Raw genomic sequence first — 24,320 nt, 5'->3', positions numbered from 1 at the left:
GCATGCCGATAGCCCCCTGGCGGTCCGCAATCCGGCGACAAAACCATCGGCCAAGGCGCGGCGCCCCCGCAATCCCGAAATGGCGGGCGCGCCTGCGCGGCAAGCGACACCTACCTTGCCGGGAAGGCATCTGCGCTAGCCCGGGACAGCACGAAGCCGTCGCAGCCAGCCGCCGATGCCCTCGCGATGCATCAAGCCGCGGGTTTAGCCGTGGTGGTCTTCGTCGTGGTGGTTGTGATGATAGCCATGGTTATGGTGATGATGGTGGCGGTTCCACTCATCACGTTCCCACCAGCGATGACCATCCCAATAGCGGTCGCCGTGCCAGCCAGCGCGCGTGCCGGCCACAATGGTGCTGGGCCGCGCGTGGTCGACCGGTGCCGGCTGGACATAGACCGGAGCCCCCCGTTCATCCACATAGTCGCGCGCCAGCGCGGTCGTGGTGGCGGCCGCGGCAAGCACGCCGAGAGTCAGGCAAGCAGCGTAGCGTCGGATCATGATTTACCTCCGTGGAAGACGAATCAGTATCTTCAATCTACGGCGTGGATCCCGCCCGCCATCTGCCATGGCGGCTGAAAGCCTTGTCGGTGCCTGTCCGATATCGCGACACGCTTGCGAGCCGGCCGTGAAACGCTTGCAAATGTTTCCGATTCGCCGACGGAGCGGCGTGTTGAGGAATGCCTGGCTACAACCTAGGTGGCGCCCACAACATCTGGCGCTGCCGCATCGGCACCGCACCTATCACGGCAACTCGGCGGAACAGGGACGCCTTCCCTACCCGCGAAACAGTGCCATCTGGCCGGTCAGCAGCGTCTCGAAATCCTCATCGAGGAACGGCAGGATCGCGTCGGCAATCGGCTGAAGCTGCTTGCCGACGTAGTGGCTGTAGTCGATCGGCGCTGAGCGTGCTTCGAGCGGCTCCGGCCCGGCTGTGGTCATCACATAGCTGATCCAGCCGCCACGCTGGTATTGCAGCGGGCGGCCGTGGCGTTCGTTATAGGCATCGGCCATGCGCGCGGCGCGGACGTGCGGCGGCACGTTGCGCTGGTAGTCGTCGAGCTTGCGGCGCAGGCGCTTGCGATAGACGAGCTGTTCGTCAAGCTCGCCGGCCAGCGTGCGGCGCACGATGTCCCGCACGTAGTCCTGGTAGGGCTCGCGGTTGAAGATCTTTTCATAGAGCGTCTGCTGGAACTGCTGGGCGAGCGGCGACCAGTCCGTGCGCACGGTCTCCAGTCCCTTGAACACCATTTCGAGCTTGCCATCCGGCCGCTGCACCTGCCCTGCATAACGCTTCTTGCTGCCCAGGTCCGTGCCGCGGATCGTCGGCATCAGGAAACGCCGGTAGTGGGTTTCGAACTGCAGCTCCAGCGCGCTGTCCAGGCCATGGGCCTGCGCCAGGTGCTCGCGCCACCAGTCGTTGACGTGGGCGACCAGGCTGCGGCCGATCCGTGCGGCGTCGGCCTCGGTGCGCGCGCGGCGCAGCCAGACGAAGGTGGAATCCGTGTCGCCATAGATGACCTCGTAGCCGCGAGCCTCGATCAGCGCCCGGGTCTGTTGCATGATCTCGTGCCCGCGCATGGTGATCGACGAAGCGAGCCGCGGATCGAAGAAGCGGCAGCCGCTCGAACCGAGCACGCCATAGAACGCGTTCATGATGATCTTGAGCGCCTGCGAGAGCGGCTTGTTGCCGTCACGCTTGGCGATGTCCCGGCCTTGCCAGACCCGGGAGACGATCGCCGGCAGGCAGTGTTTCGTGCGGGAAAAGCGCGCGCCCCGGAACCCGGCCACGGAGTCGGCATCGTCGGGATGCGCCAGCCCTTCCACCAGCCCGACCGGGTCGATCAGGAAGGTGCGGATGATGGACGGATAGAGGCTCTTGTAGTCCAGCACCAGCACCGATTCATACAGGCCGGGACGCGAATCCATGACAAAGCCGCCGGGACTGGCCTCCGGCGCCTTCTCGCCGAGGTTCGGCGCGACATAGCCCTGGCGGTGCATCAGCGGCATGTACAGGTGCGTGAAGGCAGCCACCGACCCGCCGCTGCGGTCCACCGGCAGGCCGGTCACGGTGGCGCGTTCCAGCAGGAACGTCAGCAGCTCCGTCTGCGCAAAGATCCGCGTCACCAGTTCGCAGTCGCGCAGGTTGTAGCGCGCCAGGGCCGGCTTGTCGTGCTCGAACATGCGGTCGATGGCGTCCATGCGGTCATACGGATTGTCGATCGCCTTGCCTTCGCCCAGCAGCGCCTGTGCCACCGATTCGAGGCTGAACGACGGAAAACTCCAAGTCGCGGAGCGCAGCGCCTCGATGCCGTCGATGATCAGGCGCCCTGCCGCGCCCGCGAAATAATGCTGCTGGCTGGTGTGTTCGCGCCACTCCATTTCCGCGCCGCCACGGCCAAGGCGCAGGGGAATCTGCAGCTGGCGCGCATGCTCCTGCAACACGCGCAGATCGAACTGCACCAGGTTCCAGCCGATGATCGCGTCGGGATCATGGCGGGCCACCCACTCGTTCAGCCTTTCAAGCAGGACCTGCCGTGTGGCGCAATATTCGAGCGAGAAGTCGACCTCCGCGGGGGCCGGCGGTGCCGCGCCGAGCATGTAGACCTGGCGCTGGCCGCAGCTTTCGAGCGCAATCGAATAGAGATCGCCGAACGCGTTGGTTTCGATGTCGAGCGAGACCACGCGCAGCGTCGGCCGATAGTCGGGCGCGGGCTTCATCTGCGCGTTGCGCAGCACGCCGCTGCTGTCGGCTTCGCCGGCATAGGACACCGGCGCGGTGATGAAGCGCTCCATCAGGTAGCGCTCATGCGGCCGGATATCGGCTTCGTAGACATCCACGCCGGCATCGCGCAGCGCGCGACTGTGCTGGCCCAGTTGCCGGTACTGGCGGCAGTAAAGGCCCAGGACGGGCCTGCGCTGGAAATCCCGGAGCCCGAGCGTGCGCAGCTCGGCCTGGCCGTCGCCGTGCAGCATCGCCTCGGCGCGCTCGCGCTGCGCCTCGGGGATGAACGCAATGGCCGGCTGGGGCGGCAGGCGCAGCAGGCGCGGCCCGTCGTCGGTCGCCAGCCAGATCTCGACCTCCGTTCCAGCCGGCGTATCCCGCCAATGCCGGGTCAGGATAAAACCCTGTTGAAGTGCCACGCCGCAAACCTTAAGAACCGCTTTGGGCAGGATTCTATCGGAGAGACGGAGCTGGAACCGATCAGGCGCGGAACAGCATCGCCAGCCGCACCAGGTCCACGACGCGGCTGCACTGCATCTTGGCCTTCAGGCTGGCAATCTGCTTGCGGACGGTGTGCTCGGAAACCGAGTTCGCCACCGCGACCTCCAGCGGCGTGCATCCGCCCACCAGTGCGGCCAGCACGCGCGCCTCGGCCCGGGTAATGCCGAACTCTGCAACAAGGCAGGACAGGTCAAGCGCCTGGCCCGCGGTGCTCCGGCGCAACCGGATCAGCGCCAGCGGCTCGCCGACCATCTGCAACTTGGCCGGAGCGGGCGCGATATCGAGCGACAGCGACTCTCCCGACGAAAGCGCGACGGACGCCCTGGTGCGTGACCGGGTGCTGATGGCCAGGCGCAGCTGATCGAGGACCTGCGCACCGACCGCGCCGTTCGGATGCGACAGGCGCCCATGCCGGATGGTCAACCCCTGCCGGCTGTCGAACAGCGCGCCACACAACGGCGACATCCGCACCACCGTGCCGCCCTGCGACACCAGGCAAACCGCCTCGCCAAAGGCACCGAACGTCTCTTCCAGAATGTCGATGTTCTCCGCAATCAGGGCTTGCTTGGAGGCCAGCGCCGCCCGGAACGCACGGACATAAGTCCCGATGTCGCCACGGCTCAGCCGCTCGCGGGCGTCCGTCTCGATCGACGCCCGCTGGAAGCTCATGGCGGTCAGCCGGGAGCCATTGCGCTCGAGCAGCAGCGCCAGGATCTGGCGCTGGCCGTTGGGTCGCAGGTAATCGTTGTGGAACGCCGAACGCAGCAGCGTCGTGCGCGGGATGGCCTCGTCGCTGTCGATCCAGGCGCCTACGTCCTGATTTGCGGCTACTTGCGTCAGCAAGTCGTGCCGGTGGAAATGCTCTTCGTATGCCTTCAGCGTGGCGTCGGCCAGCCCGACATGGCTGACATGCATGAGATCGCGGACCCCATCGACCATGAGGATTCGCCCGCATGTGGGGAAGCGGAAAGTTCAGCGGCCAGCTGGTGGGCGCCGATCATCCGGTGGCCGATACAGACGTAGTCGAACTGCATGCGTAGACGCTGGCCTTGGGGTGCGGCGGCAGGCGGCGTCTCAGGGATGCCCCACCGTACATGTCCTGCAGACACCGGAATTGGCCGGGCGATGATGACCTAAACTAGATATCCGTCATTCGCGTGCTCGGGTGCCGCATTGACGCAGCGCGAAGTCGCTGGCAACCGATCAGAGCAGGCGAACGGCAATGGCTCAGGCAACATACGGGCATCTGCTGCCTGAATCGTCTGAAACTGATGTTCAAAGGGGGCATCATGTTGCAAGCCAGTGAAATCCAGAAGCGTTTTACCCATCTGCAGCAAACTATCGGCGAGGCCTCACGGGTCTGTCACGCCGACGCGACCATTCCGAAAGACTTGATGAACTCGATGGACGAGCTCGACAAGGAGTGCCAATCGGCAACGCGGGTCATGTCGTCCAGCGACGAGGACCGAATCCGGCAATGCGTCGATGATCTCGAGCGAATCGGCGATCGTGCTGAGCGCGCATGCGAACAGGCCGGCATGCTCGACACCAAGGTCAAGGATGCGGTTAGTTCGATGCATTCCGAACTTTCCGACCTGAAGCGTCAGTTGCACTGACCTCGACCTATCTGACAGCCCTGGTCCAACACGCCGGGGCTGTCTGCATCTCAGCGCTGCCACGGATTATCCGACGGAACGACCCGCCCACAAGCTGTGGGGATGCCGGCCGTCACAGCACGAGAATTGCGCAGCCGCTATCAGCCTATGGCCGAGGGGCCACCCGCTTACGCAACAACAAGCTCGTCGGTGGCCGTCTGAACGCGCACCGATCCATTGCCAACGACTATTCCCTCTTGTCGCGCTGTTCAGTGGTCGAAGAAGTTAAGTTCGTGGATGCGCCCGTCGCGGCCATGGTCAGCCCGCCCCCGTCGCGTTCGCGCGGCGCGACGCGCAAGGTGGCCAGCGACTGGCGCGCGAGCGCCGCTTCCGCTTTGCGTCGCTCGGCCCTCCGCCGCGCCACCAAGAACTCAGCTTGCCCGGGCGTCCAGACCGCCCGCTGCCTTGCGATACGCCTGAGCCGATCGGCTACCCGCGGCGTGGGCTTCTGCCTGACCTCACCGATGCCCCCCTTAAAGTGTCCGATTAGGCGCTAAAGATGCCGAAATCCTGGGTTGCATGACCTGCCAAACAGAAAAAATGTACCGATTCAGGCAGGCAATCGTGGAAATGTCGTCTACTCTTTACCACAGGGGCAACCTGAAGAAAGATTGCGCGCAGCCAGCCGAATGGCGTGACCGTTCGCAAATGGCTGATCGAAGCAACGGCAGGATGGCGGCAGTCTGGTGGAGGAACACAGTAAGTGCACTGGCCGCGACGGCATGTAGTCGGAATAGCGCGATATGCGCTCCTTTCCTGATTGCGGGCGTCCGCGTGCCGATAGCAATTGCTTGCAATTGCCAACGGACTCTGTTCCACGCGCCTGGATGCCGACATGAAGACCGAGCAGCCAAAACCTTATATCGCCTGCCTTGTCGCAATCTATGTGGGTTGCGGCCTGGTGTACTTGGTTTGGCGGATCGGCACCCTCAATCAGGAGGCACCATGGCTCTCGATCCCGCTCTACGCCGCGGAAATCTATGGTTACCTAAGCGGGCTGCTGTTCGTGCTGATGACTTACCGAATCAGCGTACGCGAGCCGGTGCCGCCTGAGGAAGGGCTCAAGGTCGACGTCTTCGTTCCGACCTACAACGAATCGGTCGACCTGCTGCGCCGCACGCTGCTGGCAGCCAAATGGATGGACTACCCGCACGAGACCTGGCTGCTCGACGACGGGCGCCGCGAGAGCATGCGAGCCCTTGCCGCGGAACTGGGCTGCCGCTACCTTTCACGCGAAGGCAATCTGCACGCCAAGGCGGGCAACCTGAACCATGCGCTCAAGTCCGCTGACGGCGATCTCATCGCGATCTTCGATGCCGACCACGCGCCGCGCCGCGATTTCCTGCTAAAGACCCTGGGGTTTTTCCGCGACCGGAAGGTGGCATTCGTACAAACGCCGCAGGACTTCTTCAACATCGATTCCTTCGGTCACCGGCTCGGCAAGAAGCGGGTCTGGGACGAGCAGGCCTTGTTTTTCAAGATCATCCAGCGCGGCAAGGACGTCCTGAACGCCGCCTTCTTCTGCGGCAGCTGCGCAGTGATCCGCCGCTCGGCACTGGACGAAATCGGCGGATTTGCCACGGAGACAGTGACGGAGGACGTCCACACCGCCATCAAGCTGCACAAGCGCGGGTACCGGTCGGTCTACTATGGGGAATCGCTGGCTTTCGGCCTGGCACCGCACAGCATTGATACATACCTGAAGCAGAGGATGCGCTGGGGCATGGGATCCATGCAAGTGTTCCGACGGGAGAACATCCTGTTTGGGCGCGGGCTCACGCTGGGCCAGCGGCTGAACTATTTCGCCTCGGCGCTGTTCTTTTTCGAGGGCTGGCAGAAGCTGATCTTCTTTCTGACGCCGCCGGCCGTGTTCCTGTTCGGCAAACTGCCCATCGTCGCTCCACTTAGCACATTCCTCCTGCTGTTCTGCCTGTACTACCTCCTGTCGATCCTGGTCCATCTGGAGCTGGGACGCGGCTACAACTCTCTGTTCCTCAGCGAGCAGTACGCAATGGCGCGGTTCTTCGCCTTCATGTCTACCAGCCTGGGGCTGTTTCGCCGCGATATCCCGTTTGCGGTCACCGACAAGCAGTTGTCCGACACCGGCAAGGTGTGGTTGTGGTTGTCGCCGCTGCTGATGCTCGCCGGCATTGGGGCCATCAGCGTGCCAATAGGGTTGTACCGGATGCATTCAGGCAGCATTCCGGTCGGTGCTGGCATTGTCACGATGATCTGGACGCTGGTCACGCTGGCGACGGCGGTTTCGGTGGCCGCGTTCGCTCACCGCCATGCCGCCAACCGTCGCGGCGAGTACAGGTTTCCGCTGCGCTTACCGGTCACGATCGAAGTGGGTGGGGCGACATTCCTTGGGCTCACCTCGGACCTGTCTCCCAATGGTGCGCTTTATGTCGGACAACACGTTCCCGAGCTGGCGCGCGGCGCTACCGTGGATGTGCTCATTCACCTTCCTAACTTGATCGTGCAGGACGTAGCCGTGGCCACATTTGTCGGCCATCGCAGCAGCGGCCCAGGCGGCGCCGCCTCGGTCGGGCTGCGCTTCAAGTGGGATGCGCGCGGCAATACAGGCGCGCTGGAGACCTTCCTGTACGGCAGTCGGCTGCAGCTCGACATGGGGAACCTGACGGAAACCGAGACACCGCCACTGACGCGGTTGGCCGAACTCCTGCACAGGCAAGGCAACGGACCATTGTTTGCGCAGAGCTGGGCCGCCGGGATGCTGCTGCAGCCGCTGCGCTCGGGCATGCTACCAGTCGCCATTGCCACCATCGAAGGGGCTGCGCCGCTGCTGTTCAGCAGCATTGAACTGGACCTGAGGAACGGCATCACGTTGCGCCAGTGCGCTGCCGGGAAGCTGACCGATCAGTCCGTGAGCCTTACCCCTACCGGCCGGCTCAGCACGCCCACCGGAGATTTTCACTTGTACAACATCACGCCGCACGCCAGCGCGGTCTAAAAAGGAGAATCCTGATGACGCGGTGCACGCGCAAGCCACTTCGGGCCCATTCTGCTGGTGCTTTCCTTGCGCCCCTGACGCTTCAACTGGCCATGGCCCTGCTGGCCGGCGCTGCGACCACCACTCCGCTGCCGGCGCGAGCCGGTACCCTGTTCGGGGGCGCCAGCTTCTCCGGTGGCGGCGAGCGCAGCGAGTTGTTAGGCGTGACTTCAAACTGGCTGCCTGTTCCATACCTGACGCAGAAGCTGGTCGTGAGCGATTACCACTACAGCTACGGCTCCAATGGCACCTCGGTGTCGGTGAACGGGCAAGCCGCCGAGGCGGCGCTGGGACTTCAGAAGGGCTGGGACACTGGCTGGGTGGAGGCTACCGCCGGAGCGCGCTACCGCTACAACCGTGTCTCGCCGGAAGGCGCCGACAACCGAAACGACGGCGGCGAATGGGGTTTAGCGCTGACCGTGTTGGGGCAACAGGAGTATGCGCAGCGGTGGCTCGTCAACGGCATCGCCTCATACACCTTCGGCCCTCAGGCATACTGGGCGCGCGGGCGCCTAATGTACAAAGTGTTCGGCAAGGCTTGGGCCGGCGTTGAGCTGATCAAGCATGGCGACCCGTTTTACCACTCCACACAGGGCGGCTTGGTCTTGACCGGGATCCCGCTTACGCAAACTCTGAATCTTGGTTTCTTCACCGGCGTAAAGAAGACGTCCGGTGTGTCTCGCGCCTTCTACGGGGGACTCGAGCTCAGTAAGTCGTTCTGAAGGCCGGACAATCGATTCGGCGCCAGATCACCAGTCCCCGGCTGGAAGCCAAATTGGCGACTGCCCGGCAGCAGATGGAGACGGCCGCGGCCGCCCAGCGCCGTCGAGAATTGGGGGACGCACCGCTTCGACACCTGTCTCGCACCTTGCGACACTCGCTTCACAGGGCACGCGACGCAAAAGCAGCGAAAGAATCCTAAAATGACAGGAAATGCTGTTCCGACAACATAGGGGCGACGCATGTTCAAGCACGTACTGGTACCCACCGACGGTTCTGACCTTTCTGGGAAGGCCGCAGCCGCTGCGATCGAGTTTGCCAAGGGAATGGGCGCAAAGATCACGGCGTTCACTTGCATGAATGAGTACCCCTTCCTGACATCATCCGACTCGGGCCACCAGACCCGCAAGGCATTCGAGGAGCATGCAGCGATCGAGGCAAGGCAGAGGCTCGACTTTGTCGTGACGGCCGCGCGGGCGGCTGGCGTTGACTGCAGTACCGATACGGCGATCACGACGACGCCGTACAAAGAGATTATCGAAGCCGCCAACCGGCACGGATGCGATGTGATTTTCATGGCATCCCATGGTCGTCGCGGCCTCGAAGGACTGCTGGTTGGCAGCGAAACGCAGAAGGTGCTAACGCATTGTGCGATCCCTGTGCTGGTGTACCGGTAGTGGCGATGGGCAGCCCCGACGACCGGGCTTCCAGCGGGATATGCAGTCTTGTAGAGCGATGGCCTTTGAACGGCCACTTTCCCGGTGGAGGCAGTCCATGGTTGAATAGTGACTGCCATTGTGTTTCACCGAGGCTCCTCCATGGCCGCCACCACACTCATCAACAGCCCGCTTGAGCTTACGACTATCTTGATTCGCCACCACGGCATTCATAGAGGGCTATGGACCTTGAGCGTGAGCTTCCACGTTCAAGGCACGAATATCCGGGCGAACGAACCGGATGGACAGGCTTTTCCGGGCGCCCTGCTTGCCGTCCAAGGCGTCGGCATCCGCGAGGTCGAGGTGCCGGACTCACTGACAGTCGATGCGGCTGCGGTGAATCCTGCTCCCGGCACCGTCTAACCGGCCGGCGACATAGGTAGCAGCTCGCCCAGGCCGCGTCGCGACGAGCCAGTATTGTATGAGCGGCAGGTACGGGCTTTGCGGGACACGTCGGCGTTGGACAAACTGAGGGCCGTCAGGAGCCGTTCCTGCGACCCGCTCAGTTTCCGGTCGGCACTGACCAGTCCTCCACCACCAGACCAGGGACGCGCAGGAACGCCTTGTCATTGCTCACCTATGCGTGAGTGCCGACTTGAGTTTCTACAAGAGAGCCTCGTTGTGCCCCCAGGAGTCAACCCTGCGCATAAGCACTGAATTGAATTTGAGAACACGGCGCCGAATGCCGCCTTTTTTCGAGGTGTCCAAAGCGGCGCCGTAGCCCAACCAAATCAAAGCTTGGGTGTATCAGTAGGATCGACCGGCGCGCCTGGTTTGCCCTGATGCTGCGCGGCCAGCTCCAATTCACGAATCAGGGCCTGCTGGCTGGCTGGCGTCAACCGTGCATGCCTGACATTGTCGAGCGCCGGAAGAACAAAATCCTTGACCATGCGTCGGATCGCAAGGACATTCTTCGATTCGCGTAAGCCGCCCTCGATGGGGAGCATGCTGGTCATGACTACCACGGCGTTCCGCTCGGGCAAGGTCACAATGAACTGGCCCTTGAAGCCCATCGCATGTATTTCAGGTTCAGTAGCAACGATGTCATTGATCCACCAATAGAGCCCGTACCATGGTGCGGACGAAGGGGCCGTCATGGTCCGCACCCACGCCTGTGAAACGATCTGGCGGTCATTCCAACGACCGCCGCTCAGCACCAGCATGCCGATTTTGGCCATGTCGACAGCCCGCAGACGAAGACCCCATCCGGAAGATACCAGTCCTTTTTCGTCGGCGCGCTCCCAGGCGTAGTGCGTCATGCCCATCGGCTTGAAGATTCTCTCCTCGGAAAAATGCTGCAGCGGCATGCCTGCATCCGCGCCCAGGGTGGCGCTTGCCAGGATCGGGTTCACGTCGGTGTAGTCAAAGATCTCGCCGGGCGAACGCTTGGGAGCCGTCTCGACTGCAAGCTTCAGGCGATCGGGGGCGCCATAGTAGATCGGGTCGTCGGTGGGCTTGAAGTTATAGAACAGTCCAGTGGACATCGAGAGGACATGCCGCAGCTCGATGGCCTGCTTGTCTGCCAAGGCCTCCTTCAGGTCAGGACGCACTTTGCCTAGCACCGGGGCAACCTTTTCATCGAGGCGGGTGCGACCCTCGTCGACCAGCACACCGGCGGCTATCGCGGTGACATTCTTGGTGATTGAGTAGAGCTCGTAGTTGTAGTCGCGGCTGAGTCCCTTGCCATAGCGCTCGAAGATCAGCTTGCCATCCTTGACGACCAGGAAGCTGCGTACGTCGAAGTCTTCCTTGCGGATCCACTCCGATAGCTGTACCAGCGGGCGTGAATCGACGCCCACGCTTTCGGGCCACGCGTGAGGCAAATCGGTCGCTGGCGGCGGATTGTTGGCTTGGGCGCGATTGTTGTCCGCGGCCAACGCAGGATCTACGGCAAGAGGCATGGCAAGAGCGGCAGTCATGGCCCAGGCCACAGTACTGCGGGCAGGTGATTTCAAGAAAATTCTCGAGGGGGATGACCGCATGCCAGGACGGATCTGTTTGCTCATTATTGGACCTTTGGGTTGGTGTACCTGCACCGCCTCGGATGCGGTGCCATGGCGGGGCGGAGTGGTCTTATCGCTCACGGGGTGCGATGCCATCGATCCCATCCGAGACCGGGTTCGCTAGGAATTTTCGGGAAGTGCTGCTACGCGTGATCGTCGTCACGGCTCTGCTCGTCAATTGCATGACAGGGTCTCCTTGCTCCTCCGCGGGCGCGTTCCAGAGCGTTCTTGTTTTATGGCTCGACACAACCCGGCTCAGTATAGGATGCGTAATCTGTAATTACAACATCAATAAATAACTGATTTTTATGCAATTGTTAATGTATCTTTGCCGGATGGCGTCGACAACAGTCCTGGCGCCTGGCAACGCCCTTACTGCATGCTGCAATGCTGGAATACCCGAGGAAGGCATCGACCTTGAGCCGCGCGAAGGCCAGCGGGCGGCGCAGCTTGTGCGAACTCGGCCAGGATCGCACCGCGCGAGTCGTTGCTTAAGCGGGGGCCAACGCCGGGGTTTTACGTGGTCGGATAAGAGCCATCGTCCGTGAGCGCGCACGCCGTCAATTACAGTGCGAGCAGACCGCTCCTGGGCTGCTATTCCGGCAACCCGGCAGTGCGAAGCGCATCGCCCAGCGATGCTGCAAGCGAGGGAGCGCAATTGACGCCCAGGAACTGGCGGCCATAACGAAACGTAGGGTGAAGTTCCAGAACCCTCGCCGCGGCCGCCCTTGCCTCTTCCAACCGCCCGAGTCTGACGAGCGACGCCGCCAGCTGCACATAGGTGATGCTATGCGCGGGGTTGGCCTGAACGGATCGGTAAGCCGCGTGAGCCGCCTCTTCATAGCGGCCGCGGTGGAAATGAGCCAGTGCCTGTGCGTCAAACGCTGCCCAGGTCCACGAATCGAACGGGCTGAGCCGCACGCCGCGTTCGCTCCACGCTATCGCGCGCTCAGCTTCCCCGCCCCACCCTAGCATGACGCTGCCGAGAATATAGGTCAGCGCAGATGACGGACTGATGGCCAGCGCGGCTTCCAGCGCCGTGAATGCTGCGGAGCGGTCGTGCCCGTCCATGCCGATGGAAAATCCGGCCCAGGTCAGTGCAAGCGCATCGTCCTGTCCATGAATGATCGCCAATCGGGCGTGGCGGATCGAAGCGGTACGATCAACCTCCTGCAGGCCGGCGCGAAGGAACCGGCAATGGTGACACATTGCGGCATTGCCATGCGCAAGCGCATAAGACGGCTCGAGCGCGATCGCACGTTCAAGCAGCGCCAGTGCCCTGGTCACCTGCTCCGGCATTCCGGAGTCGACGTCGGGCTGGGCCCTCAGGACAAGATCATAGGCATCGAGGCTTTCGGGGCGCTTGCGGTTGACTCTTTTGATTTCGGCGCGCCGCAGGCTCGGCGCAATGGCGCCGACAACTGACAATGCGATTTCATCCTGGAGAGCAAAGATGTCGTCAGACCGATGATCGTAGCGCTCGGCCCACACAGTCGCTCCGCTGCAAGCGTCGATCAACTGAACCGTAATGCGCACGCGCTCGGGCGCCCTGCGCACGCTGCCTTCCAGCACGTAGCGCACGCCGAGATCGCGGCCGACCTGTTTCACGTCCACCATCCGGCCTTTGTAGGTGAACGTCGAGTTTCGCGCGATGACAAAGATCCAGTTGATGCGCGACAAGCCGGTAATGATGTCATCGACGATTGCGTCGATGAGGTAATCCTGGCCGGCGTCACCACTCAGATTCGCGAACGGCAACACCGCAACCGACGGCTTGTCCGGTAAGGTCAGGGCCGCTGAGGCCAGCGCCCCCGGGGTGTGATCCTGATGCGTCGCCGTGACTGCCGGTCCGACGTAACGGTACCCCCGGCGCGGCAAGGTCTCTATCCAATCCGCGCCCCCCGCCAAGTCATCGAAGACTCGCCGCACCGCGGCAATCTGGACGGTCAGATTACTGTCCTCGACCACCAGACCGGGCCACGCCGCCGCAATCAAGGCTTCCTTGGACATCGGCGCGCCAGCTCGTTCCATGAGCAAAACAAGGAGCGCAACCGCCCGCCGGCCGAGCGGCGTCGGCTCGGCGCCGTAGAGCAGCAATCCGGCATCGGCGTCGAGGCGGAACGGACCAAACTCAAGGATCGTTGCCATGGCTACAGAAAATACCCTTTGCAAACGTTTCGCAAGTATTTCGGAACGGCTTCGCGACTTGCCGGCGTCCCCGGCCGATCCTGACGACAATGCTTCAAGGAAGGAGCAGCGAACATGGAGGATCACATGAGCGCCACACCTGTCATTCGCATGCCTGCCGAGAACGAAGGCGTCACGCTGGGCGGCTATCCGATGGTCTTCCTCGTGACGGGGCAAGACTCCAGGCACACCAGCATGTTCGATTGGACCATCCCGCCGGAGTTTGCCACGGGCCTACACGTTCATCGCGTGCAGGAAGAGACCTTCTATCTACTGGAGGGCGAGTGCGAATGGCGTGTCGGCGATCGCGTGGTGCGAGCGACGCCGGGAACCTATTTGTTCGTTCCTCCGGGTGTAGCGCACAACATCGCAAACATCACCACCAAGCCGGCCCGCGTGCTCATGACCGTCTCGCCGCCCGGTCATGAACACTACTTCAGGAAACTTGCCGAACTGGCCGCACAGGCCGGCCGCCCGGACGCGCAAGCCGTTGGCGAATTGCGGGCCCACTATGACACGGATCAGTTGTCGGCGTTGTCCGCGGGCCCACAAGCGCCAGTGAATGGGGTTCATAAGGCGGACAACTAAGTAGAGCCTCAAAAATGTGAACCCGCCCGCTCGACCGCACCTGCAGCACCTTGGCCGCCGAAGCTATGCTGCCTTTGCGCTGTCTATTCGTGTACGTCCATCCCTGCCTTCCTGCGTCGTACCGTTCTGCCTTGTCATGCTTTGCAGACCGATCGACGCTCCGCTGGTGTCTGTCACGCGGGAAAGTTCGCGATAGGCATTGCACGTGGTCTGGGAGCGGGACGAACTTCGCTTCGCGCGCCAGTTGGTCGCCGTGCAGGCTAGTCCCAGCCAGACAGTCTGATAGACAAACAAGAAACGGTGTTCGTGGCTTATGTCTGTAGCCTGTGATACTTGGAAGCCGAGTAGCACCTGCGGAACGACCAGAAAATTGATATTGAGCGAGTCTCGGCATCTCGGTCGGCTCTGTACCCTCGTGGCCCAGCGCTCGGCAGTAGACATAAGGGGGTTAGGTCAAAACTCCGGAACGGGGAGCGCCTGCGTTGCAGCGGTGGTGTCCCAATGCATCTGACCGCACCCGGCCAGTTACCGCCGCTCGCTGTTCCTGTCGCATGGTCATTCGAGCGGCGGGTCTGCATCGAACAGCGACCGCTCACTGGAGCGTCCAATGGAGAGTGCCTATAACGGACCAATGTGGATCGCCGCATAGTGCTGCGGTGCAATGCACTGCGACGCATGCACCCGCGCACCCTTGGCATGCTTATTGGGAAGAGTCGGCGACGCTTCCAATTAGCCTTATACAATTTCCCGCCGCAGACTTGGGAAGGAAATGAGTTCACTGTCGGATCCTTTCGTTTAAGTTCATGCGCTCAAGGAGCTTGCGCAGTTGTTGCGCTCCACTTGCTCCCTTATAAGCGACCTTCCAGAGGCGCTCGATCATCTGCTGGTACATCCGAACAGCTTCAGGCGACGCCGTGACCGTGGCAATCCCATTACGCACGTTGGGCAGCTCACCAAATCGAAACGGGCTCACTGCCAGCACCGTTTGGCGCGCTCCAGAAAACACCTGGAACGTCGCCGCAGGCATGGAGTCGTCAATGATCCCGATCTGGACATCCAGCGGCTCGCTTTCCATCAAGGAGGCAATGCGAAGTACCTCTTGTCGTGCCGCCTTAATCCGTTCCGCCCGCACCTTTCCTGGTAGATCCAGGCGCCCGACTAGCCCCGTGTCCACAAAGCGACCAATTTCCCGCAGTCCGATTAGGCTGACAATGTGGGGGCGGCGCTTTTCAAAGAACGCCTTGCGCTCAGTGAGGATTTGCAAAAGCTTCTCGATTTCCTCCGGCTTTGAGCCCTTACCGGCTTTTTGCGGCGCCGCCTCGAGCAGCATCTCGCGTAGATAGTCCAGGTATTCGCTGGATGTGAGTAGTAAGGAGATCGGCTCGAAATGCGAGACAATACGATCGGAGGCCTGCTCGAGCTGGCGCATCCGCTCCGTCAAGCCAAGGACCGTAGAGTAGTACTCCACCTCCACCCCAAGCAAGGATGCCATTGAGGTACCCAGCAGGTTCGCCAAGCGCTCAAGGGTCTCAATCTTGACGATTTCCCCCTTCTCCATGCGATAGACGACGGCGCGGGAGACCCCTAGCTGCTCGGCAACATCCTCCGCAAGCAGGGAGGCACCAATGCGGTAAGCGCGCAACCTTTCCCCCAATGCTTGATAGTCGAATGACGAGACAAAAGCCTCGGCGGAAGTAACCATCTCATTTTCTCGTTTTGGATCGAAAACGATACTATAGGCTACCTCGTGCTGGGAGTAAGAAAACCCCGCCCGAGCCGGTCAAACGTGACCGTCGATCACAGTTGATCCTCCGGTGCCGTAGGCCAAGGGCAGAATCAAAATTTCGTGACGCAGCATCTCGTCCAATTGCGCTGCAGTCATCAAGTGACGTCGCAGAACAACCTCGCGCACATTGATGCCCTTGGCGAAGGCACGCCGCTACCGAGGTCGCCTCCTTGTAGCCAATGATTGGATTCAAGGCACTCACCAGTGAGATCGAGCGCTCAATGATTTTGCGCAAGCGCTCGGGATTCGCCGTAATGCCCACGACACAGGCGTCCGCAATCACCGGATTCACTTTTCCCGTCGTAATCGAGGAGCCCACTTGCATCGGCGGGAGATTGATTTCACCAAATCCATAAACGTGGTCCACTGGATAGCAGACGCAGGTCATTGCAAATCTTTGAGAGCTTGACCGCGATGCGCTTGAGCACGCCTGACAACTGGACGAAGGCACCACAGTCTTGGATGGCCTCGATAAGGTTCGGTGCTGTTACGAGGCCAGTTATTTCCCGCAGTGCCAAGAGCGCCTTGCTCGCGTATGCCGGAGGCGCGGTAATACCCGTACCAATGGCAGTGGCGCCAAGATTGATCTCCCGGATCAGGACCGACGCTTCAGACAGCCGTGCTACGTCCTCCTCGATCATGACTGCATATCTCGAGAACGCCTGTCACAGGGTCATCGGCACCGCGTCCTGCAACTGGGTCCGACCAATCTCAGTAGGTCAGCAAACTCTACAGCCTTGGCGGCAAACGTGATCCATGGCCAAGATCAGGTCCTCGATCGCGAAGCAAGCGGCAATGCGGTATCGCGGTCGGATAACGGATCCGTGGCGCTGAACTGCTCAGGCAGCGGTTCAGCATCGGGATTGGCAAGTGCCCGCCTTGCCTGCTCCAGGTCAAGGGCACCTTCCATACGGGATAACGTGATCGTCGCAACGACGTTTCCGCAAAAGTTGGTGAATGCGCGAGCTTCAGACATGAATCTGTCAACACCGAGCAGCAGGATCATCGCTTCGACCGGGACCTTGCCGGCGACCGTCGCCAGGGTTGCAGCCAAAGTGACGAAGCCACCGCCAGTTACCGTTGCCGACCCCTTGGAGGTCAGCAACAGAACACCGAAAATTGTGAGTTGGTCGACCCAGGTAAGATGAATATTGAGCGCCTGCGACATAAATGCGATCGCCATCGTGTAGTAGATGCATGCGCCGTCAAGGTTCATCGCATAACTCATGGGAAGGACTAGGCCAACAACGGCCTTCTTGCATCCGAGCCTTTGCATCTTTTCCACCAGCGCTGGCAATACGGCTTCATTCGACGCACATCCGAACACAATGAGGGCCTCATTCTTGAAGTACCTCAGAATTTTCCACAACGAGAAGCCGGATAGCCGGGTAATGATTCCTAGAACGACAACAATGAAGATCGCGCAGGTGATGTAGAAGCAAGCCATCAGCAACCCCAGACTTTTCAGGGAACCTACTCCGAACTTGCCAATGGTGAACGCCATGGCCCCGAATGCCCCGACCGGCGCAAATCGCATGACCATCGCAACGATCTTGAAGAGGGGAACCGTTGCTCGCTCAAGGAACTCAGTCAGCTTGGCTCCAGCTTCGCCGCTCATGGCTAATGCGAACCCGCCGATGACTGCTAGGAACAAAACCTGAAGCATCTCGCCTTTGTAAAAAGGTTCGATCAGCGACGTGGGAACGATGTTGATAAGAAATTCGACCGTAGAAAACGGATGGCCGGCGTTTCTGTAAGAGGCGACAGCGCTTGTGTCCATCGAAGCCAGATCCACGTTCATCCCATGCCCAGGCTTTAAGATCAATCCGACCGCTAGCCCCGCTACCATGGCCAGCGTGGTAACGATCTCAAAGTAAATGATCGTCTTAAGCCCAAGGCGACCCAATTTGACCGCTGCGCCGCCGTGTGCTTTAGCAATGCCAACTGCAACGGTGACAAAGATGATTGGTGCCACCATCATCTTGATCATTCGGATGAAAAGGTCTCCAAGCGGTTTGAACTCGACAGACAGATGAGGCGCGAAATGCCCCAGCATGATGCCAAGGGCGATAGCTATTAGAACCTGTATGTACAGGCTTTTGGACTGCTTGACTTGCATAGTTTGTGTCTACCCTTTTGGGGCATTAATGTCGGTGAGGGCGAATAGGAGCAGCAATGATTCGTCCCGCTAGCTGGAAGCGATCATCTCGACGGTGTCGCTCAGCACTTGCACCCCGAGCATAAAATCATCCATCTCCATAGCCTCATGTGGGTTGTGCGAACCGTTCTGATTTCGCACAAAGAGCATCCCTGTGGGGACTCCTGCGTTTGCGAATAGCGATGCGTCATGGCCGGCGCCACTTGCAATCATCTCGAATGCGATGGTCCGTTCGGCGCAGGCAGACGAGAGCATGCCACTGATCTTGCTGTCCATCGTTGCAGGATCGCTCAGAAGCCTGCGATCAAACTTGAACCGCACACCCCTCTCGCGACCAATTGACGCACACTCGGCTCGCATAAGCTGGTAGAAGGCTTCCAAGGTGTCTGTACTTTTGCTCCTCGCTTCCAGCGAAAAACTGACTTGTCCTGGAATGCGCGAAATGGAATGCTCCGCGGGATCTGTGGTAACAATGCCGGCAGTCACTACAAGGTCCGTGCCACGTTCCAAAAGCGAACGCCAATGTTCATCCAAACGCATGATGAGATCAGCGACCGCGAACATTGCGTCGTGCCGTAGCCACCGCGGTACCACTCCGGAATGTTGCGCATCCCCAACGCAAGTGACACGGTTATGTCTAACATTGCCGCGGATACCGGAGACAACAGCGAGCGGCATCTGCCGCGCGATCATCACCGGCCCTTGTTCGATATGGAGTTCTAGATACGCCTTGATTTTTCCCTTGTCGATAAGCGTTTGCTGCGCACCGATGGCATCCACGTCGGCACCACACTTGCGCATGCACTCGGCCATCGTCTCACCTGTGCTGCGTTGCTTTAGCTCTAGGTCAGCCGCACTGACTTTGCCAAACAGCGCTCCAGATCCCATGTAGGATTTGCCGAACCACGCACTCTCCTCGCCACGAAAAGCGACTACGTCGAGCGGAATCTTAGCGACATGTCCCTGCCTCCGACGAGCGACCAGGCATAGTAGTCCGGCTACGATTCCCGCAAGGCCGTCGAAATTGCCGCCTTGTGGAACCGAGTCGATATGGGAGCCAGTCCAGATCACTGGCGTTTCGAGCGCGGGCTCATGTTGCCGGAACACGAGGTTTGCCGCTTGATCCGCCTCCACAACCAAGCCCTCCGACAAGGCGAATTCGCGCAGATAGTCTGCAGCAGCAGATTCTCCTCGCCCGTAGCTCTCGCGCGTGACGCCTACACCGTCAAAAGACAATTGACGCAGATCGGCGAATAGTTTGTCTGCTATCGGCCGGAGAGAGCTGAGATTCATGACGGGTATGAGTGGATGAGAGATTTTGGGCTACCGTAGTGCGCCGCATTTATTCCTTGATCTTCGCGTCAGCAACGATCTTTCGATACGTCTCGGTTTCTTTTGCGATGAACGCACCGAATGCAGGGCCGTCCAGGGGATCGAGCTCCACACCAGATTCGGACAACTTGCTTTTCACCTCTGGCGCCGCAAGTGCTTTGCTAAGGGCTATGGAGAGCTTGTCCGTCACCTCCTTCGAAGTGCCTTTTGGCGCGAACACACCAAACCAAAGACGCATATTCACTGACGCAAAAATCTTGTTCTCGGCCAGCGCGGGAATACTTGGGGCTGCGGGTGAGCGTTGGGCGGACGTCACACCAATGGCCTCCAACTTCCCGGAGTTAATGAAAGGCAAGGCGGTGGAGAGGACCAGCACGCTAAGCTCAATCTGATTAGCCATCAAATCCGAAATGGCGGGTGCACCCCCTTTATAGGGGACGTGCGTCATATCGATCTTGCTGGCCGCGCGAATCAGTTCTCCTGACAGGTGGAGCGGCGTGCCAATGCCGGATGTGCCATAGCTCACTGCCTTCTTCGTCTTGGACAGAGCCAGTAGACCATCGACGCCTTTGATTCCCGACTTCGGGCCAGTGACGAGCACCATTGGTTGGGAGCCCACCATCCGAACCGGAACAAGATCGCGCTGACCGTTATATCTGACCAGTGAATTGGTCAACTTAGCAATTGAGATCTCACTATTGGACCCTAGCAAAAGGGTGTAACCGTCAGGCTTTGCATTGACGGTTTTTGCCGCACCGATGGTGCCACTCGCGCCGGCCGCATTCTCCACCACCACTGACACACCCAGTTCCTTGCTCAGACTTTGACTGAGCACTCGCGCTACCAGGTCGTTGCTGCCACCTGCCGCATATGGAACAACCATCGTAATTGGACGGTCCGGATAGCCAGCCGCAGCGACTGGCGCTGGAACGAGCATCAAGACACTAGTCGCCGTGGCGACAGACAATAGGGACTGAATGTGGCGCTTCATTGGCTTTGCTCCATCGGTAATTGCGGCGTCTCAATTGGGCTGGCATTGCAGAGCCTTGCCAGCGCCGCAGGTGCCACCTCCTTATTGTTTCTTTTTAGATTCTAGTCTATTTTTTGATACCACAAAGGCGGGTAAACCCCTGTCGCCAGTTTGGACTTATGACTACCAAACACCAGGGATACCCCGCCGGTGGCATTAGGCATCAAGAGTGAGCCTTACAGCATCGGACAAAGCTCGCGCGCGTAGCTGTATAGCCCGGGAAAGGCGGCCCGTCAGATAACTAGTCGGCCGTAGGCCTCCTCAATGGGCGAACGTCAGATTGAGCGATTGAACCTCCTGTGGGATACCCGCAAGCGCCGTAAGCGTCCGCTGATGGCCGTGTAGACGCGAGAGTCGAACCTATCCAGAGTAGTTCCCATCAGAAATCTGGCGGGGACTACTTTGGAGACCGTGGCAAAGCGTGGTGGCCGCGTGCGCGGCACCCGCAATCATCCGATCGAACTGAAGCAAAGGCTTGCAGAAGCTGCGTGCGTGCCAGGCGTCTCGGTTTCAAAGCTGGCGCTGGAACACGGTCTAAACGTGAACATGGTCTTTCGGTGGCGTCGCATGCTTCGAGCAGGCCAACTAGGCGTCCCCCATGTTGGTGACACCCCAGTGTTGTTCCCCGTTGTGGTCAGAGGCCCCGGAGTCGAAGAACCGTCCGTCGCGTCGCTCACGGGAAAGCCATGCGAGCGACCGGAAGCGTTGCCAGCAGGAGTCATCCGATTGCACTTGGCCAAGGGCCAGGTGAGCATTGAAGGCCGAGTCGATCCGGAAACCCTGCGCATGGTGGTGCAGTGCCTGAGCTAACGATGGAGCCGCCGGCAAACACCCGGATCTGGGTTGCCGCAGGATTTACGGACATGCGATGTGGCTTCGATGGCCTGGCTGCCAAGGTACAGACAGTACTGCAAAAGGACCCATTCTCTGGCCACGTTTTTATCTTCAGGGGCAAACGTGGTGATCTGCTCAAGTGCCTGTACTGGCGGGACGGTGGTTTGTGCCTGTTCGCCAAACGTTTGGAACGAGGTCGGTTCGCCTGGCCGCGTGCCGAAGGTGGCGTGGTGGCCCTGACGAATGCGCAACTCGGACTTCTGTTGGAGGGATTCGACTGGCGGCAGCCCATCGATGCTGCCCGTCCATGCAGTGCTTTGTAAACGTCTGTGACAACACACGTAGGAGGTGATGCTGGCGCCTAGACTGCTTGCATGAGCTCCAGTAACGCTTCGCTTCCCGACGACATCGACGCCTTGAAGGCCCTGCTTCTGGCTCGGGAAACGACGCTTCGTGAGCGCGACAGCGACTTAGAGAATCTACGCGACACGGTCGCGACGCTGCAGAAGACACTCTCAGATCGGGCGCTGGAAATCGAGAGCCTGAAGGTGTGGATCGCAAAGCTCCAACGAATGCAGTTCGGGCGCAAATCCGAGAAGATTGATCGCCAGATCGAACAACTGGAATTGCGTCTGGAGGATCTGCAGGCCGACGAAGGCGCAGGGGTGCTCGACACAAGCAAGCAGCGCTCAAAGGACGCGACCAGGCCGACTGGACGCAGAGCCCTCCCTGATCATTTACCGCGCGAAGATATCGTCCATCAACCTGACGAGGTGTGCTGTCCGCAGTGCGGCGGAACGCTCAACGAGCTTGGCGAAGACATTGCCGAGCAACTCGAGTACGTGCCCGGGCACTGGCGAGTGATCCGCCATCGTCGACCAAAGAAGGCCTGTGCCTGCTGTGACTGCATCGTACAGGCACCGGCGCCCAGCCGACCCATTGATCGCGGTATGCCGGGTCCTGGCCTGCTCGCCCATGTCCTGGTTGGAAAGTTCTGCGACCATCTTCCCCTGTACCGGCAGTCGGCGATATACGCGCGGGATGGCGTCGAGTTGAGACGCTCGACACTCGCCGACTGGGTCGGACAAGCCAGCGCACTATTGCGCCCGCTGGTCGATGCAATCCGGCAGTACGTGATGGCGGCCTCGAAGATCCACGCTGACGATACGCCGGTACCCGTACTCGAACCCGGGAACGGCAAGACCAAGACAGGCCGACTCTGGACCTATGTACGTGACGACAGGCCCGCTGGTTCGGTGGACGCGCCAGCCGTATGGTTTGCGTACAGCCCGAGTCGGTCAGGCGAATATCCGCAAGCTCACCTGAAAGGCTTCAGGGGAATCCTGCAAGCTGACGCATTCGCAGGCTACAACTCGATTTACAGAGATGGCGAGGTGCAAGAGGCTGGATGTGTCGCTCACGCGAGACGAAAGTTCCACGATCTGTACCTGGCACGCAGGAACGACGTCAACACTGAGGCGCTGCGCCGGATCGGTGAACTTTACGCAATTGAGGCTGATATCCGCGGGAAGCCTCCCGACGAGCGAAGGCGCGTCCGACAGGAACGGGCGCGTCCATTGCTCGAAGCCTTCGAAATCTGGCTACGTTCGACGCTCAGCAAGGTGTCGCCCAAAAGCGATACCGCGAAGGCCATTGGCTACGCATTGAATCAGTGGTCGGCATTGACCCTGTATGCCAGTGACGGTCACGTTGAGATCGACAACAACGCAGCGGAGCGTGCGCTGCGGGCCGTTGCCCTCGGCCGAAAGAACTTCCTGCACTTCGGCTCTGACAGTGGCGGTGAACGCGGTGCCGCTATCTACTCGCTGGTGGCCTCAGCCAAGTTGAGCGGCCTCGACCCAGAGGCCTACCTGCGCCACGTCATTGCGCGCATCGCCGACCACCCTGTCAATCGCGTCAGCGAACTGCTGCCATGGGCCATGGCTGAGCAGATCAGCTCGACCGCCGCCTGAAAGCAACCCCGTCGTCAAGAACGCTGTCCGTCGGACGGTTACCAAGCGCCTGCAATTCGTCGGCCAGATGAAGGACCTGGACACGTCCATGCGGGGCGGGATGGTATGGAAGACCGTCAAAAGGAAGGAATACCTGGTCCGGACGGGCGCTGCGGCAGCCAGAAGGGCCTGGGCCCAAGGTCGCCAAAGACCGAGGAGATGTACAGCAGTTTCACTAAGCGAAAGGAGGAAGGCCACGTCTTCACCGCTGTGAACGCGAAGGGTTTTGAGGTGACCTTCATTCGCCAGGAGGCCCGCGATGTGGATCCGCACCCGCTACGGCTCACCGACGACGAGGACGATCTTTGGGCGGTCGAGGCGAAGCGTTCCCATGCCCTGCTAACCTCCCCGACGTCTCCCGTCCCCATCGTCTCCACTAACGGCAAGATCGCTAGGATGATGCGCACCGTGGCGCCGGACACCTTCGTCAAATTTAAGCTGTGGATGGCCGGCCAGCGCGACCGCGATCCGCGGAAGGTGCCACGGGACAAGCTGGAGGCTTCCATCGTGGAACGCCTGGCGGCCGAGCGCCTGTAAGTTGACGCCCCAGCCCGCTCGACGGCTCATTCTGACCTAGCCTTGTTCTATCCCCCGACAGCACGATCTGGTGACAACGCTACTCGGCCAGGAACCACCAGTCGCGCCCAACTGTCGGGCGACCGTTCCGGGCTCGGTATCCGCCTGCTGAGCGCCTTCTACATCCCTACCCTGATCGCGCTCCATCCTCGTCATCTTTCCGTTACCGAGGCGCGTTCTATGAACCGAACTCGGAGACGGGCAAATCCGTATGGTGGAAGATGCGGCCTGCATGACGACGAACCGTTTGCGAATTACCTCCTTGTGGCGTGTGTGGCCCCATGGCGCCCTCCGTGCCGACGCTTAATGTCGATCACCATCCAATGGTGAAGTGGTTCCAGCAGATGAGAAGCGCGCCATAGTCCTGCTTCCTCAGGCCATTGGGACGACTGGCTTAGCTGCAGAGCAGGCTCGTAGGTCCCTTCGCCTGTACCCGGCGGACGCACTCATAGCCTAGCCGACATCGAAGCACGGTCGCTTTTCGCGG

At 60.6% G+C, this 24,320-nt stretch carries 20 protein-coding genes; 10 read left to right on the top strand and 10 right to left on the bottom strand.

The features are described 5' to 3' along the window. Positions 1 to 204: 204 nt before the first annotated feature. The 3 genes from ACIGJB_RS19615 to ACIGJB_RS19605 form a co-directional block, all read right to left on the bottom strand. Positions 205 to 498, bottom strand: a complete 294-nt coding sequence (locus ACIGJB_RS19615) for a hypothetical protein (protein ID WP_483733964.1) — start codon at positions 496 to 498, stop codon at positions 205 to 207. 276 nt (positions 499 to 774) lie between these two features. Next, positions 775 to 3,141, bottom strand: a complete 2,367-nt coding sequence (locus ACIGJB_RS19610) for a DNA polymerase II (protein WP_483733963.1) — start codon at positions 3,139 to 3,141, stop codon at positions 775 to 777. Positions 3,142 to 3,202: 61 nt separating this feature from the next. Continuing rightward, positions 3,203 to 4,162 carry a helix-turn-helix transcriptional regulator gene (locus tag ACIGJB_RS19605; protein ID WP_483733962.1) on the bottom strand — a complete coding sequence of 320 codons (960 nt, stop codon included), beginning with the start codon at positions 4,160 to 4,162 and terminating at the stop codon, positions 3,203 to 3,205. Between the two features lie 350 nt (positions 4,163 to 4,512). Here ACIGJB_RS19605 and ACIGJB_RS19600 point away from each other — a divergent pair, with 350 nt between their 5' ends. The 5 genes from ACIGJB_RS19600 (at position 4,513) to ACIGJB_RS19580 (ending at position 9,690) form a co-directional block, all read left to right on the top strand. Next, entirely contained in the window at positions 4,513 to 4,839 is a 327-nt protein-coding gene (locus ACIGJB_RS19600) for a hypothetical protein (RefSeq protein WP_483733961.1), read from the top strand. 874 nt (positions 4,840 to 5,713) lie between these two features. Continuing rightward, positions 5,714 to 7,852, top strand: coding sequence for a glycosyltransferase family 2 protein (locus tag ACIGJB_RS19595; protein WP_483734729.1), 2,139 nt, complete (start codon positions 5,714 to 5,716; stop codon positions 7,850 to 7,852). A 14-nt stretch (positions 7,853 to 7,866) separates the two neighbouring features. Next, positions 7,867 to 8,613 (top strand): cellulose biosynthesis protein BcsS, encoded by a 747-nt coding sequence (gene bcsS / locus ACIGJB_RS19590; RefSeq protein ID WP_483733960.1) that lies wholly within the window; start codon positions 7,867 to 7,869, stop codon positions 8,611 to 8,613. A gap of 240 nt (positions 8,614 to 8,853) precedes the next feature. After that, complete coding sequence (locus tag ACIGJB_RS19585) at positions 8,854 to 9,288, top strand: universal stress protein (RefSeq protein ID WP_483733959.1); 435 nt, start codon at positions 8,854 to 8,856, stop codon at positions 9,286 to 9,288. 141 nt (positions 9,289 to 9,429) lie between these two features. Continuing rightward, a complete protein-coding gene (locus ACIGJB_RS19580; RefSeq protein WP_483733958.1) occupies positions 9,430 to 9,690 on the top strand; it encodes a hypothetical protein in 261 nt (86 codons plus the stop codon). 368 nt (positions 9,691 to 10,058) lie between these two features. Here ACIGJB_RS19580 and ACIGJB_RS19575 read toward each other — a convergent pair whose 3' ends face one another. After that, positions 10,059 to 11,246 (bottom strand): serine hydrolase domain-containing protein, encoded by a 1,188-nt coding sequence (locus tag ACIGJB_RS19575; protein ID WP_483733957.1) that lies wholly within the window; start codon positions 11,244 to 11,246, stop codon positions 10,059 to 10,061. A gap of 678 nt (positions 11,247 to 11,924) precedes the next feature. Then, a complete protein-coding gene (locus ACIGJB_RS19570) occupies positions 11,925 to 13,478 on the bottom strand; it encodes a winged helix-turn-helix domain-containing tetratricopeptide repeat protein (RefSeq protein ID WP_483733956.1) in 1,554 nt (517 codons plus the stop codon). A gap of 114 nt (positions 13,479 to 13,592) precedes the next feature. On the opposite strand from ACIGJB_RS19570, the gene ACIGJB_RS19565 reads away from it, so the two are divergent. After that, the gene (locus tag ACIGJB_RS19565; protein WP_483733955.1) at positions 13,593 to 14,105 is read left to right on the top strand and encodes a cupin domain-containing protein; all 513 of its coding nucleotides are present in this window, start codon (positions 13,593 to 13,595) and stop codon (positions 14,103 to 14,105) included. Between the two features lie 775 nt (positions 14,106 to 14,880). On the opposite strand, the gene ACIGJB_RS19560 is transcribed toward ACIGJB_RS19565, so the two are convergent. From ACIGJB_RS19560 to ACIGJB_RS19540, 5 genes are all read right to left on the bottom strand, one after another. Then, positions 14,881 to 15,807 (bottom strand): helix-turn-helix domain-containing protein, encoded by a 927-nt coding sequence (locus tag ACIGJB_RS19560; RefSeq protein WP_483733954.1) that lies wholly within the window; start codon positions 15,805 to 15,807, stop codon positions 14,881 to 14,883. A gap of 425 nt (positions 15,808 to 16,232) precedes the next feature. After that, on the bottom strand, positions 16,233 to 16,532 hold the full coding sequence (locus ACIGJB_RS19555; protein WP_483733953.1) for a lyase family protein: 300 nt from the start codon (positions 16,530 to 16,532) through the stop codon (positions 16,233 to 16,235). 125 nt (positions 16,533 to 16,657) lie between these two features. Then, on the bottom strand, positions 16,658 to 18,010 hold the full coding sequence (dctA, locus tag ACIGJB_RS19550; protein WP_483733952.1) for a C4-dicarboxylate transporter DctA: 1,353 nt from the start codon (positions 18,008 to 18,010) through the stop codon (positions 16,658 to 16,660). A gap of 69 nt (positions 18,011 to 18,079) precedes the next feature. Further along, complete coding sequence (locus ACIGJB_RS19545) at positions 18,080 to 19,342, bottom strand: hydantoinase/carbamoylase family amidase (RefSeq protein ID WP_483733951.1); 1,263 nt, start codon at positions 19,340 to 19,342, stop codon at positions 18,080 to 18,082. A gap of 49 nt (positions 19,343 to 19,391) precedes the next feature. Next, entirely contained in the window at positions 19,392 to 20,372 is a 981-nt protein-coding gene (locus ACIGJB_RS19540; RefSeq protein ID WP_483733950.1) for a Bug family tripartite tricarboxylate transporter substrate binding protein, read from the bottom strand. A gap of 450 nt (positions 20,373 to 20,822) precedes the next feature. Between ACIGJB_RS19540 and tnpA the strand changes: the two genes are divergently transcribed. The 4 genes from tnpA to ACIGJB_RS19520 all read left to right on the top strand — a co-directional run bounded on the left by tnpA (position 20,823) and on the right by ACIGJB_RS19520 (position 23,794). Continuing rightward, positions 20,823 to 21,221, top strand: coding sequence for an IS66-like element accessory protein TnpA (gene tnpA / locus ACIGJB_RS19535; RefSeq protein ID WP_483733949.1), 399 nt, complete (start codon positions 20,823 to 20,825; stop codon positions 21,219 to 21,221). 2 nt (positions 21,222 to 21,223) lie between these two features. Beyond that, positions 21,224 to 21,568 carry an IS66 family insertion sequence element accessory protein TnpB gene (gene tnpB / locus ACIGJB_RS19530; protein ID WP_483733948.1) on the top strand — a complete coding sequence of 115 codons (345 nt, stop codon included), beginning with the start codon at positions 21,224 to 21,226 and terminating at the stop codon, positions 21,566 to 21,568. Between the two features lie 51 nt (positions 21,569 to 21,619). Then, a complete protein-coding gene (gene tnpC, locus ACIGJB_RS19525) occupies positions 21,620 to 23,218 on the top strand; it encodes an IS66 family transposase (RefSeq protein ID WP_483733947.1) in 1,599 nt (532 codons plus the stop codon). A 105-nt stretch (positions 23,219 to 23,323) separates the two neighbouring features. Then, entirely contained in the window at positions 23,324 to 23,794 is a 471-nt protein-coding gene (locus ACIGJB_RS19520) for a GSU2403 family nucleotidyltransferase fold protein (protein WP_483733946.1), read from the top strand. Positions 23,795 to 24,320: the final 526 nt, after the last annotated feature.

Source organism: Cupriavidus sp. C2SS-8b, assembly GCF_057073745.1.
The sequence above is the reverse complement of the archived record's forward strand: the minus strand, read 5'-3'. Positions and strand labels throughout refer to the sequence as shown.

Coding starts and splice junctions, on each gene's coding strand:
- ACIGJB_RS19605 (WP_483733962.1), bottom strand. CDS start 4,162: ATGGTCGATGGGGTCCGCGATCTCATGCATGTCAGCCATGTCGGGCTG.
- ACIGJB_RS19570 (WP_483733956.1), bottom strand. CDS start 13,478: ATGGCAACGATCCTTGAGTTTGGTCCGTTCCGCCTCGACGCCGATGCC.
- ACIGJB_RS19520 (WP_483733946.1), top strand. CDS start 23,324: ATGGAAGACCGTCAAAAGGAAGGAATACCTGGTCCGGACGGGCGCTGC.
- ACIGJB_RS19565 (WP_483733955.1), top strand. CDS start 13,593: ATGGAGGATCACATGAGCGCCACACCTGTCATTCGCATGCCTGCCGAG.
- tnpC (WP_483733947.1), top strand. CDS start 21,620: ATGAGCTCCAGTAACGCTTCGCTTCCCGACGACATCGACGCCTTGAAG.
- ACIGJB_RS19585 (WP_483733959.1), top strand. CDS start 8,854: ATGTTCAAGCACGTACTGGTACCCACCGACGGTTCTGACCTTTCTGGG.
- bcsS (WP_483733960.1), top strand. CDS start 7,867: ATGACGCGGTGCACGCGCAAGCCACTTCGGGCCCATTCTGCTGGTGCT.
- ACIGJB_RS19580 (WP_483733958.1), top strand. CDS start 9,430: ATGGCCGCCACCACACTCATCAACAGCCCGCTTGAGCTTACGACTATC.
- ACIGJB_RS19615 (WP_483733964.1), bottom strand. CDS start 498: ATGATCCGACGCTACGCTGCTTGCCTGACTCTCGGCGTGCTTGCCGCG.
- ACIGJB_RS19595 (WP_483734729.1), top strand. CDS start 5,714: ATGAAGACCGAGCAGCCAAAACCTTATATCGCCTGCCTTGTCGCAATC.
- ACIGJB_RS19575 (WP_483733957.1), bottom strand. CDS start 11,246: ATGACTGCCGCTCTTGCCATGCCTCTTGCCGTAGATCCTGCGTTGGCC.
- ACIGJB_RS19555 (WP_483733953.1), bottom strand. CDS start 16,532: ATGATCGAGGAGGACGTAGCACGGCTGTCTGAAGCGTCGGTCCTGATC.
- ACIGJB_RS19545 (WP_483733951.1), bottom strand. CDS start 19,342: ATGAATCTCAGCTCTCTCCGGCCGATAGCAGACAAACTATTCGCCGAT.
- ACIGJB_RS19540 (WP_483733950.1), bottom strand. CDS start 20,372: ATGAAGCGCCACATTCAGTCCCTATTGTCTGTCGCCACGGCGACTAGT.
- tnpB (WP_483733948.1), top strand. CDS start 21,224: ATGGAGCCGCCGGCAAACACCCGGATCTGGGTTGCCGCAGGATTTACG.
- ACIGJB_RS19600 (WP_483733961.1), top strand. CDS start 4,513: ATGTTGCAAGCCAGTGAAATCCAGAAGCGTTTTACCCATCTGCAGCAA.
- ACIGJB_RS19560 (WP_483733954.1), bottom strand. CDS start 15,807: ATGGTTACTTCCGCCGAGGCTTTTGTCTCGTCATTCGACTATCAAGCA.
- dctA (WP_483733952.1), bottom strand. CDS start 18,010: ATGCAAGTCAAGCAGTCCAAAAGCCTGTACATACAGGTTCTAATAGCT.